We start from the raw sequence: 12,121 nt of genomic DNA on the forward strand, positions 1-12,121 counted from the left end.
CCTCCTCAGCCATTCTTCTTGCTCTCGTTGCCCTCGCAGACATCCTTGTTCTTGTTGCAGTAGTCGGAGAGCTTCTTGGTGTTGGTCTTCTGCTCCTCATTGGTGGAGGCGAACAGGGTCTCGCCGGTCTTGAGGTCGACCGTGACGAAGTAGAGCCAGCTTCCGGCCGGCGGGTTGAGCACCGCCTTGATGGCGGCCTCATTGGGATTGCCGATCGGCCCTGGCGGGAGACCCTGGTGAACGTAGGTGTTGTAGGGGTTGTTGGCGTCCTGAGTCTCCACCTCGGAGGGGATGCCGCCGTCATGGCCCAGGCCGTACTGCACTGTCGAGTCCATCTGGAGCAGGCCGTGGGTCTCCCCGTCTGTCTGCGTCAGACGGTTCTCGATGACCCGTGCCACCTGCCCGTAGTACTGCTCCTTGTTGACCTCCCGCTCGACGATGGAGGCCTTGGTCAGGACCTTCTGGTAGTCCTCCTTGGGCACCTTGAGCTCTTTGAGGCGGGTGACGGTCTGGGAGACCATCTTCTTGATCAGATCCTTCGGTGTGGCGTTCTCGGTGATGTCGTAGGTGCCCGGAGCGAGCCAGCCCTCGACGTTGCCGCCGGCTTCGGCGGGCAGACCGATAGCCGCAGAGTCGGCGTAGGCCGCCTCGATCTGCTCATCGGTGAAGTTGCCGACCTTCTTGAGGCGTTCCTTGACGCTCTGCTTGGTGGAGCCGGCGATGACGGTCAGTGTGTGATCGCCCTTGCTCTCAGGATCGAGCAGTGCCTGGAGCGCGGAGCTGGCGGACATCTTCTTCTTGAGCTTGTAGGTGCCCGGCTGGATCGTCGTTCCCTTCGGGTTGTTCTTCGCCGCATTGGCGAAGGCCTTGCCGGAGGCGACGACGCCTTTGCTCTGGAGGATGTCGCCGATGTCCGCCCCGGAGGCCCCCTCCGGGATCGTCACGGTGACCTCGCCCTCGCCCTCGCCCTTGTAGTCCTCAGCATGGGTCGCCTGGGCAGAGGCGTCGCGCATGATCCCGATGGCCTTGTAGCCCAGGACGCCGACAGCCATGAGGGTGATGATGATGACAAGGCTCGTCAGCCAGTGCCGGCGCCGCTTGCGCTGACGGCGTTCGACCTTCTCCATGCGCCGCTGCCTGCGGCTCTTGGGCTTGTCCTTGGCGTCACCAGCGTCCTCATCGCGCTGGATGCCGAGCTCGGCGAAGAAATCGTCGTGGCTCACGCTCTGCCTCTCTTGATCGGGTGGACTCGCTCACCGGCCGGAACCCCGGACATCCGCTCAGTGGTGATGGCCTGTTCGAGGATGACGACCGCCGCCGCTTGGTCGACAATACCGCGGAAGCTCCTCTCCTTCAGGCCGGCCGCGTGCAGATCCCGGTGAGCAGAGACGGTGGTGAGCCGCTCGTCGACCAGCCGGACGCACACCCGCCGCGGCAGGCGGCTCGCCAGGTCTCGCGCCCACGCTCGGGCGTCCCTGGTCGAACTCGAGCTGCCGCCGCCCATGTGCTTGGGCAGACCGACGATTACCTCGAAGGCACCGTACTCCTCGACGAGGTCAACGGCCTCGTCGAGGTCTGCACCATAGCGGTCCCGCCTGAGAGTTACCACAGGAAACGACAGGATCGCATCCTGATCGCAACGAGCGACACCAATACGTGCCTTACCGACGTCGAAGGCGATGCGCACACCGGGACGGAAGTCCGTCGAGGCCGGTTGAGCCGATGAGTCTGTCACGGGATCTGCCAGGCGGTACGGGGCGAGCCAGCTTACCGGATCAGGCCTGGATCTGCTCGGCGACGGCGCGCAGCGCCTCGTCCAGAGCATCTGGGTTCTGACCGCCCCCCTGGGCCAGGTCGTCCTTGCCGCCACCACCGCCGCCCAGCACCTGAGCGGCGGTGCGCACGAGGGCCCCGGCGCGTATGCCCTGGTCGCGGGCACCGGCATTGGTGGCCACCACCACGACCGGACGCGAGCCCACGACCGCGCCGGCGGCGACAACGGCCGGCTCGGCATCACCGAGCCGGCTGCGGGCGTCGAGGACCAGCGAGCGTACGGCGTCGGCCGAGCCGACGGTCCCGAGGTCGGCCGAGGCAAGACGGACGTCACCCAGCCGGACGGCCTCTGAGACGATTCCGGCGGTGCGTGCGGACAGCGCTGCCTGTTCAGCGGCGGCCAGGCGCTTCTCGGCGTTCTTCAGGCGCGTCATGAGGCTCTCAACGCGCTCGGGCAGGTCGTCGGGACGGCCCCCGACCATGGTGGACAGCTGGGAGACCAGGGCGTGCTCCTTGGCCTGGTAGCCGTAGGCGCCCTCGCCGACGAGGGCGTCAATGCGGCGCACCCCCGAACCGATCGAGGACTCGCCCAGCACCGCGATGCGGCCGATGTGGCCGGTGCTGGGGACGTGGGTGCCGGCGCACAGCTCCTTGGACCAGTCACCCCCGATGGAGACGACGCGCACCTTCTTGCCGTACTTCTCCCCGAACAGGGCCATAGCGCCCGCGGCGCGGGCGGCGTCAATGTCCATGACCTCGTCGGTGACGGCCAGGTCCTCCGACAGCCTGGCGTTGACCCGTTCCTCAATGCCGGAGATCTGGTCCGAGGCCAGGGCGGAGCCATGGCGGAAGTCGAAACGCATGCGGGAGGGGGAGTTCTCGCTGCCTGCCTGGGTGGCGTTGTCGGAGACGATCTCGTGAAGCGCCTTGTGCACCATGTGGGTGGAGGTGTGGGCACGTGCGATCGCCAGACGGCGCGCCGAGTCGATCTGGGCGAAGGCCTTCTCCCCCACCGCGATCGTGCCCTCGGTCAGGGTGCCGCGGTGGACATGCAGCCCCTTGACGGGGGCCTGGACGTCGTTGACCTCGACGGTGCCGCCGTCGGCCAGTCGGATCGTACCCTGGTCGGCGAGCTGACCGCCCATCTCGGCATAGAAGGGGGTGCGGTCCAGGACGACCTCGACCTCGGCCGGGGCGGTGACGACGCTCTGCGGGACGCCGTCGACGAGGATCCCGGCGACGGTGGCATCGGCGGAGGACTCGGTGTAGCCCAGGAAGGTCGAGCCGCCGCCCATCTCCTTCTCCAGCTCGCGGAAGACGCGGATATCGGCGTGCCCGGTCTTCTTGGCGCGCGCGTCGGCCCGAGCGCGCTCCTTCTGCTCGTTCATGAGGCTGCGGAAGGCGCTCTCATCGACGTCGACCCCTTGCTCGGCCGCCATCTCCAGGGTGAGGTCGATGGGGAAGCCGTAGGTGTCGTGCAGCTCGAAGGCGCTCTTGCCCGACACCAGCGGGCGCCCGGAGCGTCCCGCCTCCTTCTTGGCCGAGGCCACCGCGGTGTCCAGGATCGTGGTGCCGGCTGCCAGGGTTCGACGGAAGGCGTCCTCCTCGCCGTAGGCCACCTCGGAGATGGTGCTCCAGCCGGCCTCCAGCTCGGGATAGGAGGCCTTCATGGCGTCCTTCGAGACAGTCAGCAGAGTGGGCATGGCGGCCTCGTCGAAGCCGAGCAGACGCATGGAGCGCACGGCCCTGCGGATGAGTCGGCGCAGGACGTAGCCGCGGCCGTCGTTGCCGGGACGCACGCCGTCGCAGATGAGCATGAGGGCGGAGCGCACGTGATCGGCGACGACCCGCATGCGCACGTCGTCGTGGTAGGCCTCGCCCGCCTCGGGGCCGGCCGAGCCGCGGCCGTAGACCTTTCCGGACAGCTCCTCGGCGGCCTTGATGACGGGGAAGACCTCGTCGATCTCATACATGTTGGGCTTGTCCTGCATGATGAAGGCCAGGCGCTCCAGACCGGCACCGGTATCGATGGCCGTCTGGTCGAGCTTGCCCAGGAGCTCGAAGTCGTGCCCCTTGCCCTCCCCACGCAGGAACTCGTCGAAGACGAGGTTCCAGATCTCCAGGAAGCGGTCGCCCTGGGTGTCGACGGCGGGACCGCCGTCGGGCCCGTAGGCGGGTCCGCGGTCGTAGTGGATCTCGCAGCACGAGCCGGCCGGGCCGGGCTGGCCCGTCGACCAGGAGATGTCCTTGAAGGGAAGGAGCTGGATCCGCTCGGAGGGGACCCCGATCTCGCGGGTCCAGTAGTCGAGGGACACCTGGTCCTTCTCCCAGATCGTCATCCACAGCCGGTCCCCGTCCAGACCGTAGCCGCCCTCCTCACGGCTGCCTGTCAGCAGGCCCCAGGCGTAGGAGATGGCCCCCTCCTTGAAGTAGTCGCCGAAGGAGAAGTTGCCGTTCATCTGGAAGAAGGTGCCGTGGCGCGTCGTGATACCGACGTTGTCGATGTCATTGGTGCGGATGCACTTCTGCACCGAGGCTGCCCGGGGCCAGGGGGCCTCCTCGGTCCCCAGGATGTAGGGGATGAAGGGAACCATGCCGGCCACGGTGAACAGGATGGAGGGCTCGGGAGACACCAGGGAGACCGAGGGCCGGATCTCGTGGTCGTTCGCGGCGAAGTAGTCCAGCCAGCGGCTGCGGATATCGGATGTGCGCATGGGGTCCTCATCCTGTTCGAGGTGTGCCCGGGCACTGCGGCTCTTGGGCCTGGTGCTGGGGCGTGTGGGCGGTGTGGTGTGGCCGACCGGCCGGCCCGGTGGACGGCGGAGACGGTGGAACCAGTCGCCTGTGGGCGCGGATCCGGTCGGGTTGCTCCATGGTGAGCGTACTCCCACGCCGGGGCGCCCCGAACCTCTCATGGGTCCGGGGCGCCCCGGCGTCAGGTGAGCGTGAGGGTCAGCGCGAGTAGTACTCGACGACCATCTGGACGTCACAGGTCACGGGGACCTCATCGCGCTTGGGGCGGCGCACCAGCGTGGCCGAGAGCTTCTCGAGGTCCACGTTGAGGTACTCCGGGACGGGGGGCAGCACGTCGCGGTGCGCGCCGGCGGCGGCGACCTGGAAGGGCACCATCACCTGGGAGCGGGGACGGACCTGGATGGTCTGGCCGGGCTTGACGCGGTAGGAGGGGCGGTCCACGACCTTGCCGTCGACGAGGATGTGGCGGTGGACCACGTCCTGGCGGGCCTGGGCGATGGTGCGGGCGATCCCGGAGCGCAGAACGAGAGCGTCCAGACGCATCTCGAGCAGCTCGACGAGGGACTCACCGGTCAGGCCCTGACCGCGACGGGCCTCCTCGAAGACGCGCTGGAGCTGGGCCTCGCGGATGCCGTACTGGGCGCGCAGGCGCTGCTTCTCCTTGAGGCGGACGGCGTAGTCGGACTCGGTGCGGCGCCGGGCGCGGCCGTGCTCACCGGGGCCGTAGGGGCGGCGCTCGAAGTAGCGCACGGCCTTGGGGGTCAGCGGGATGCCCAGGGCGCGAGAGAGGCGCACCTGACGGCGGGAGCGTGAAGAGCTCATGTGTGTCATTCCTGTCGGATCGGTGGTCGCACGCCGTGGCTGGTGCCGACGGCGCGGGGTCAAGCCTCGGTTCGGGCCGGGACCCCAGGAGGTCCGCATCGTCGTCGGCCGGTGGCACCCGCGGGAGCCGCCAGTCGTCCCCGATGTGGACAGCTCGAGAACTTTAGCGTGCTCACCGTCGAATACCTATGTCGGAACCGCCCGGTGTGAGACGGTCCTCAACCTCCGCTCGAGTCAGGACCCCGCGGTGGGCACGCGCTATCGCTCATCGAGGATGCGCCGCACCGCCTCGAGGCGGGAGGCCAGCTGCTTCTCGAAGCCGTTGCCGGTGGGCCGGTAGTACCGAGCGCCCTCGAGCCCGTCGGGCAGGTACTGCTGGCCGACGACGGCGTGGGGGAAGTCATGGGGGTAGCGGTAGTCCTTGCCGTGCCCGAGCCCCTCGGCCCCGGCGTAGTGCGCGTCGCGCAGGTGAGCGGGTACGGCCGCAGCCTTGCCGGCTCTCACATCGGCCAGTGACTCGTTGAGCGCCACGGTGACCGCGTTGGACTTGGGGGCGGTGGCCACGGCGAGCGCGGCCTCGGCCAGGATGAGGCCGGACTCCGGCATCCCGATCATGGCGACCGCCTGCTGGGCGGCCACGGCGGTGGACAGCACCGTGGGGTCGGCGAGCCCGACGTCCTCGGCTGCGTGGATGACGATGCGGCGGGCGATGTAACGGGGGTCCTCCCCGGCGGCGATCATGCGCGCCAGGTAGTGCATCGTGGCGTCAGGGTCCGAGCCGCGCATCGACTTGATGAAGGCGCTGATGACGTCGTAGTGCTGGTCTCCGGCGCGGTCGTAACGCACCGCGGCCACATCGGCTGCCCGCTCGACGTCGGCGACCTCGATGAGGGGCGACGTGCCGGAAGCCGGTGCCTGCGCCAGGACAGTGCCGGCGGCGGCCTCCAGTACCGTGAGCGCCTTGCGGGCGTCGGAACCGGCCATGCGCACGATCTGACTGCGCGCCTCCTCGCTGATGTCCACTGTGCCGGCCAGGCCCCGCTCGTCGCTCACGGCGCGATCAACCAGGCGCCCGATGTCATCGGCCCCCAGAGGCTGGAGCGTCAGGAGCAGGGAGCGGGACAGCAGCGGCGAGACGACACTGAAGGACGGGTTCTCCGTGGTGGCCGCGATGAGCGTCACCCACCGGTTCTCCACGCTGGGCAGCAGGGCGTCCTGCTGCGAGCGGGAGAAACGGTGCACCTCGTCAATGAACAGCACCGTCTCCTCCCCTGCTGCCAGACGGCGCCTGGCATCGGTCACGACGGCGCGCACGTCCTTGACACCGGCTGTGACCGCCGACAGCTCCACGAATCTGCGGCCGCTGCCCCGTGCCACCAGGTAGGCCAGCGTCGTCTTGCCGGTTCCGGGCGGTCCCCACAGGATGACTGAGGACAGGGAGGATCCGGAGGACCGTGCGGCGCCGCTCTGCTCGCCCGCACGGGAGCCCCGGTTCGCCTCGGCCGGCTCCACGAGGCGGCGCAGAGGCGATCCGGGGGTGAGCAGATGCGTCTGCCCCTGAAGCTCATCGAGTGTGCGCGGACGCATCCGTACTGCCAGCGGTGCGTGGGAGTCCACGGGAATCCCGGCGTCATCCGTGCCGGCCGACTCGAACAGGTCCATGAGCCGACCCTATCTCCCCGCCACCAGCACCGCGGGCGCACGATTCACGGGTTCCTGCCAGACCTCACGTCGATGCGGACCCGGCGAGCAGCACGAGCGCGGCGATGGCCGAGTCGGTCACAGGAGGCTGATGTCTCCGGCCCCCTCACGCAGCACCTCGGGGACGTCGTCGGTCAGGTCGATGACGCTGGTGGGCTCGCCCTGCCCGACCGGGCCCTCGATCACGACGTCGATGAGGTGCCCCAGGGACTCCTGGATCTCCCAGCCGTTGGTCTCGGGCTCCTCCTGGCCGGGGCGGATGAAGGTGGAGGACAGGATGGGGGCGCCGAACTCGGCGACGAGGGACTGGGTGATGGCGTGGTCGGGGATGCGTACGCCCAGCGTGTGCTTCTTGGGGTTGAGCGTCATCCGGGGCACGTCCTTGGTGCCCTTGAGGATGAAGGTCCACGGCCCCGGGGTGAGTCGCTTGATGAGCCGGAAGGCGTTGTTGCCCACGATGGCCAGCGGCCCGACCTGAGCGAAGTCGGCGCACACAAAGGTGAAGTTGTGCTTGCCGTCGAGCTGGCGGATGGTGCGGATCCGGTCCAGCCCCTCCTTGTTGCCCGGTGCGCAGGCCAGGGCGTATCCGGAGTCGGTCGGGTAGGCGACCAGGCCGCCGTCGCGCAGCGTGTCGACAACCTTCTCAACCAGACGCGCCTGCGGGTTGACGGGGTGGAGCTCGATGTAACGTGCCATGCCCCAACCTTACCCCGGGTGACGGTTCTCACATAGCGTTCCGAGGGGAGGGGGCGTCAGCGGCGAGGGATCTGGTGAGCGACGTCGGAGAACACGCCGGTGACCCCCCAGTTGAAGAGCTCGTTGGCCCGGCTCGGCGAGTTGACGGTCCAGACGTTGACGCCGTAGCCCTCGGTTCGAAAGGCCTGAACCTGCTGCCGGGTCAGGCCGGAGTCCTCGGGATGGATGAAGTCGGCGCCCACGATCTCAAGGGTGCTCCTCCAGTCGTCGGACAGCGACCGGCTCTCGTAGAGGCACCCCACGGGAACCTCCGGGGCGCGCTGCTTGAACAGGTGGAGCAGCAGGTGGCTGAAGGAGGAGACGATGACCTCGACGCCCGGACGCAGTCGCTCGAGCTGGGCGATGACGCCGTCGACGAGACGCAGGCTCGCCTCCTTGCCGGTCTCGTTGGGCTTGATCTCGATGTTGGCGTTGAGGCCGGTGTCGTTCATGAGGTCGATGAGATCCCTCAGGGTGGGCAGCGGCTCGCCCTCGAACCGAGGGGAGAACCAGCCCCCGGCATCGATGCCGCCCAGGTCGGCCACCGTCAGGTCGTCGTACCGACCGGCACGGTTCGTGGTCCGGTCCAGGGTGGAGTCGTGGCAGATGATGACAGTTCCGTCGCCGATGACGTCGACGTCCGCTTCCACCCAGCCCACCTGGTGGTCCACCGCGCAGCGGAAGGCGGCCATGGTGTTCTCCGGGGCGAGCGAGCTCAGGCCCCGGTGCCCGAAGATCATGCGCTCGTCACCACACGTGCGTCCACCACTGCTTGAGGTCACCGATGACATGGCCCAAATGCTACACGGGCCGCACGAGCACGCTCCGCGGAAGACCGCTTTGACATCAAGACAAGTTGATATAAAATCTCTTGTATGCGAAAGGTCGCCACGCCCCCGGAGGCCCCTCTCGGAGAGGACTCCGCCGTGGTGCAGCTGTTCAAGGCGCTGGCTCACCCCATGAGGGCGAGCATCGTCCACCGCCTCATCAGCTCACCTGCTGACGTCACCGAGCTGGTGACGTTCCTCGGGGTGTCCCAGCCTCTGGTCTCCCACCACCTACGAGTACTGCGCAACGCCCACCTGGTCGAGTCGGTTCGCGAAGGAAAGCGCCAGAGCTACTCCCTCATTGACGACCATGTCGCATCCATCTTCATCGACACCCTTGAGCACACGAAGGAGCACGACCATGACTGCCACCACTGAGCACCGCCCCGCCGAGGCCCACCAGCACACCCACGGCCCGGACTGCGGGCACCCCGCCGTCATCCACGGCGACCACGTGGACTACATTCACAACGGTCACGCCCACCACGAGGACAACGGTCACTACGACGAGTGCGACGTCTGCTCGTGCGAGCACTGCTCGGACTCCTGTGCCGTGTGCGAGTGTGAGGACTGCTCCTGCCCGACCTGCAACCACAACACCTGCTCGTGCGAGCACTGCTCGGACTCCTGCTCCTCGTGCACCTGCGAGGACTGCTCCTGCCCGACCTGCACGCACGCCGCCTGACGCGCTGCACCCGGCCCCCGCTCAGCGATACCGCGACGGCAACGCGCTCGCCCAGGCTCTGACTCGGGTCGGAGACACTGATGACCAGATCGATACCGCAGGCGTCGGCCGGCGCCGACGTCAGCAGGGAAGCCCCAGGGGCGGGTCACCGGCCGGTACCGGCGAAGACTTCCTCGATGAAGGGATCAACCAGCCCGTGGTAGGCCTCCGGGGCGTCCCGCCGCACGCAGTGGCCGACGCCGTCAAGCAGCACCAGGCGCACAAGCGGATTGGTCACCTCAGAGGGGTCAGGAGCCATGCTGCCGCGGCGGGGCGCCAGGTAGAGCGTCGGCATCCTCAGCCGGTTGACCGCGCTGATGAGGTCGGCCTCGCCGAGATAGGTACCCTCGCGGATGTAACGGCGGTCGACCTGCCTCTTGCACGCGGCCCAGCCCTCGATCTCGGATTCGCTCCATGAGGTCTCGAGCCTCATGCGTTCCCGCTCGGCAGCGCCGCCGTCGGCGAAGGCGTCCAGGAAGCGCTCCTGGTGCTCCACGAACCAGGGGGCCGGGGCCCAGTGCCCGGTGGGACGCGCGGCGTCCTCCAGGACCAGTGCCCGAACGAGCTCGGGCCGGGCGACGCTCACCCGCAGCGACATGAGCCCTCCCAGACTGTGCGCCACGACGACCGGCGGCTCCGAGAACAGGACCAGTGTCTTCTCAAGGTCCTCTTGCATGGTCTGCGGCGCCCGGGTCAGGGTCTCGTCGTCCCACCGCGGGGAAGCCCCGTGCCCCCGCTGATCGATCGCCAGGACGTGATACCGGGAGGACCAGCGGGCCACGGCGTCGGGCCAGGCGGTAGCCGATTCGGTCAGGCCGTGGACTAAGAGCAGCGGCGGATCCGCTGGATCGCCCCACTCGTGCAGCGCGAGCATCGTCACCTCATCGAGTGTAGGCGACGAGCGGACGCGACCGGCGAACTCAGCTCTGCTTCATCCCGCCTTCTTTGCCCTGCGCCGCAGAGCCGGACTCGTTGTCCGGGACGGCGTCGACCCCGGCCTCCTTGCGCTGCTCGGGCGTGATCGGGGCGGGCGCCTCGGTCAGCGGGTCGAAGCCGCCACCGGACTTGGGGAAGGCGATGACGTCGCGGATGGAGTCGGCCCGGGTCAGCAGGGAGACGATGCGGTCCCAGCCGAAGGCGATGCCGCCGTGCGGCGGAGCACCGAACTTGAAGGCGTCCAGCAGGAAGCCGAACTTCTCCTGGGCCTCCTGCTCGCCGATCCCCATGACGTTGAAGACACGCTCCTGGACGTCGCGGCGGTGGATACGGATGGAGCCGCCACCGATCTCGTTGCCGTTGCACACGATGTCGTAGGCGTAGGCCAGGGCACTTCCCGGGTCGGTGTCAAAGGTCTCCAGGCACTCGGGCTTGGGCGAGGTGAAGGCGTGGTGGACCGCGGTCCAGGCGGACTTGCCCAGGGCCACGTCGCCGTCGGCCCTGGCCTCGGCGGAGGGTTTGAACAGGGGCGCGTCCACGACCCACACGAAGGACCACTCGTCGTCGTCAATGAGGCCGCAGCGCTTGCCGATCTCCAGGCGGGCGGCGCCCAGCAGTGCGCGCGAGGAGTCCACGGGACCCGCGGCGAAGAAGATGCAGTCGCCGGGCTCGGCCCCGGCCGCCTGGGCCAGGCCCTCCCGCTCGGCGTCGGTGATGTTCTTGGCGACGGGCCCGCCGAGGGTCCCGTCCTCGGCGACGGTGACATAGGCCAGGCCCTTGGCGCCGCGCTGCTTGGCCCACTCCTGCCAGGCGTCGAAGGTGCGTCGGGACTGGGAGGCCCCGCCGGGCATGACGACGGCGCCCACGTAGGGGTTCTGGAAGACCCGGAAGGTGGTGTCCTTGAAGTAGTCGGTCAGGTCCACCAGCTCGCAGCCGAAGCGCAGGTCGGGCTTGTCCGAGCCGTACCTCTCCATGGCGTCGCGGTAGGTCATGCGGGCGATGGGCGTGGGCAGCTCGTAGTCGATGAGGGCCCACACCTCGCGAAGCACGTCCTCGGCGACGGCGATGACGTCGTCCTGCTCGACGAAGCTCATCTCCACGTCGAGCTGGGTGAACTCGGGCTGGCGGTCGGCGCGGAAGTCCTCGTCGCGGTAGCAGCGGGCGATCTGGTAGTAGCGCTCCATGCCGGCGACCATGAGGAGCTGCTTGAACAGCTGCGGGCTCTGCGGCAGGGCGTACCAGCAGCCCGGTGCCAGACGAGCCGGGACCAGGAAGTCACGGGCCCCCTCCGGGGTGGAGCGGGTGAGGGTTGGGGTCTCGATCTCCACGAAGTCGTGGGAGTCCAGGACCCTGCGGGCGGCCTGGCTGACCTTGGCGCGCAGGCGGATGGCGTGCTGCATGGCGCTGCGCCGCAGGTCGAGGTAGCGGTAGCGCAGTCGCGCCTCCTCGCCGACCTGCCCGGCGTCCTCGGCGTGGTCGGAGATCTGGAAGGGCAGCGGCGCGGAGGCGTTGAGGATCTCGACGTCGGAGACGACGACCTCGATCTCGCCGGTGGGCAGGTTCGGGTTGGCGTTGCCCTCGGGCCTGGCGCTCACCTCCCCGGTGACGGCCAGGACATACTCGGCGCGCAGGTCGTGGGCGACCTCCTCGCGGATGACGACCTGGGCGATCCCCGAAGCGTCCCGCAAGTCGATGAAGGCCACGCCTCCATGGTCACGACGTCGATCCACCCATCCGGTGAGGGTCACGACCTGGCCGATGTCTGAGGTGCGCAGAGAGCCTGCGGTACGGGTTCGCAGCACGGTGCTGGGTTCCTTCCGTGTGGGGCACTGAGCCGGTGCCCGTCGGG

The 12,121-nt window shown here is 68.6% G+C and carries 11 protein-coding genes; 2 read left to right on the forward strand and 9 right to left on the reverse strand.

Features of this window, described 5'->3' with window-relative positions; genetic code table 11:
* Positions 1-5 precede the first annotated feature (5 nt).
* The 7 genes from mltG to BKH20_RS02680 all read right to left on the reverse strand — a co-directional run bounded on the left by mltG (position 6) and on the right by BKH20_RS02680 (position 8,576).
* Positions 6-1,223 (reverse strand): endolytic transglycosylase MltG, encoded by a 1,218-nt coding sequence (mltG, locus tag BKH20_RS02650; protein ID WP_075389837.1) that lies wholly within the window; start codon positions 1,221-1,223, stop codon positions 6-8.
* Positions 1,220-1,735: a Holliday junction resolvase RuvX gene (ruvX, locus tag BKH20_RS02655; protein WP_075389910.1), complete on the reverse strand. Its 516-nt coding sequence runs from the start codon at positions 1,733-1,735 to the stop codon at positions 1,220-1,222. The genes mltG and ruvX overlap by 4 nt, the downstream gene beginning before the upstream one ends.
* 40 nt (positions 1,736-1,775) lie before the next feature.
* Complete coding sequence (gene alaS / locus BKH20_RS02660; RefSeq protein ID WP_075389838.1) at positions 1,776-4,487, reverse strand: alanine--tRNA ligase; 2,712 nt, start codon at positions 4,485-4,487, stop codon at positions 1,776-1,778.
* Positions 4,488-4,725: 238 nt separating this feature from the next.
* Positions 4,726-5,349: a 30S ribosomal protein S4 gene (gene rpsD, locus BKH20_RS02665; RefSeq protein WP_009747225.1), complete on the reverse strand. Its 624-nt coding sequence runs from the start codon at positions 5,347-5,349 to the stop codon at positions 4,726-4,728.
* Between the two features lie 258 nt (positions 5,350-5,607).
* The gene (locus BKH20_RS02670; RefSeq protein ID WP_075389839.1) at positions 5,608-7,011 is read right to left on the reverse strand and encodes a replication-associated recombination protein A; all 1,404 of its coding nucleotides are present in this window, start codon (positions 7,009-7,011) and stop codon (positions 5,608-5,610) included.
* Between the two features lie 117 nt (positions 7,012-7,128).
* Complete coding sequence (locus BKH20_RS02675; RefSeq protein WP_070663026.1) at positions 7,129-7,746, reverse strand: L-threonylcarbamoyladenylate synthase; 618 nt, start codon at positions 7,744-7,746, stop codon at positions 7,129-7,131.
* A 56-nt stretch (positions 7,747-7,802) separates the two neighbouring features.
* Positions 7,803-8,576, reverse strand: coding sequence for a glycerophosphoryl diester phosphodiesterase (locus tag BKH20_RS02680; protein WP_075389840.1), 774 nt, complete (start codon positions 8,574-8,576; stop codon positions 7,803-7,805).
* Between the two features lie 84 nt (positions 8,577-8,660).
* Between BKH20_RS02680 and BKH20_RS02685 the strand changes: the two genes are divergently transcribed.
* Positions 8,661-8,990 (forward strand): ArsR/SmtB family transcription factor, encoded by a 330-nt coding sequence (locus tag BKH20_RS02685; RefSeq protein ID WP_075389841.1) that lies wholly within the window; start codon positions 8,661-8,663, stop codon positions 8,988-8,990.
* Positions 8,974-9,297, forward strand: a complete 324-nt coding sequence (locus tag BKH20_RS02690) for a hypothetical protein (protein ID WP_075372307.1) — start codon at positions 8,974-8,976, stop codon at positions 9,295-9,297. The genes BKH20_RS02685 and BKH20_RS02690 overlap by 17 nt, the downstream gene beginning before the upstream one ends.
* Before the next feature lie 145 nt (positions 9,298-9,442).
* On the opposite strand, the gene BKH20_RS02695 is transcribed toward BKH20_RS02690, so the two are convergent.
* Complete coding sequence (locus BKH20_RS02695; protein ID WP_075389842.1) at positions 9,443-10,210, reverse strand: alpha/beta fold hydrolase; 768 nt, start codon at positions 10,208-10,210, stop codon at positions 9,443-9,445.
* Positions 10,211-10,256: 46 nt separating this feature from the next.
* Positions 10,257-12,074, reverse strand: a complete 1,818-nt coding sequence (gene aspS / locus BKH20_RS02700; protein ID WP_075389843.1) for an aspartate--tRNA ligase — start codon at positions 12,072-12,074, stop codon at positions 10,257-10,259.
* Between the last annotated feature and the right edge of the window lie 47 nt (positions 12,075-12,121).

The organism is Actinomyces oris, assembly GCF_001937445.1.
In the GTDB taxonomy this organism is placed as follows: domain Bacteria; phylum Actinomycetota; class Actinomycetes; order Actinomycetales; family Actinomycetaceae; genus Actinomyces; species Actinomyces acetigenes.

Excerpts from the sequence above, each read along its gene's own strand:
- BKH20_RS02695 (WP_075389842.1), bottom strand. The coding sequence starts at position 10,210 with ATGCTCGCGCTGCACGAGTGGGGCGATCCAGCGGATCCGCCGCTGCTC.
- BKH20_RS02685 (WP_075389841.1), top strand. The coding sequence starts at position 8,661 with ATGCGAAAGGTCGCCACGCCCCCGGAGGCCCCTCTCGGAGAGGACTCC.
- BKH20_RS02675 (WP_070663026.1), bottom strand. The coding sequence starts at position 7,746 with ATGGCACGTTACATCGAGCTCCACCCCGTCAACCCGCAGGCGCGTCTG.
- BKH20_RS02670 (WP_075389839.1), bottom strand. The coding sequence starts at position 7,011 with ATGGACCTGTTCGAGTCGGCCGGCACGGATGACGCCGGGATTCCCGTG.
- BKH20_RS02680 (WP_075389840.1), bottom strand. The coding sequence starts at position 8,576 with ATGTCATCGGTGACCTCAAGCAGTGGTGGACGCACGTGTGGTGACGAG.
- BKH20_RS02690 (WP_075372307.1), top strand. The coding sequence starts at position 8,974 with ATGACTGCCACCACTGAGCACCGCCCCGCCGAGGCCCACCAGCACACC.
- rpsD (WP_009747225.1), bottom strand. The coding sequence starts at position 5,349 with ATGAGCTCTTCACGCTCCCGCCGTCAGGTGCGCCTCTCTCGCGCCCTG.
- alaS (WP_075389838.1), bottom strand. The coding sequence starts at position 4,487 with ATGCGCACATCCGATATCCGCAGCCGCTGGCTGGACTACTTCGCCGCG.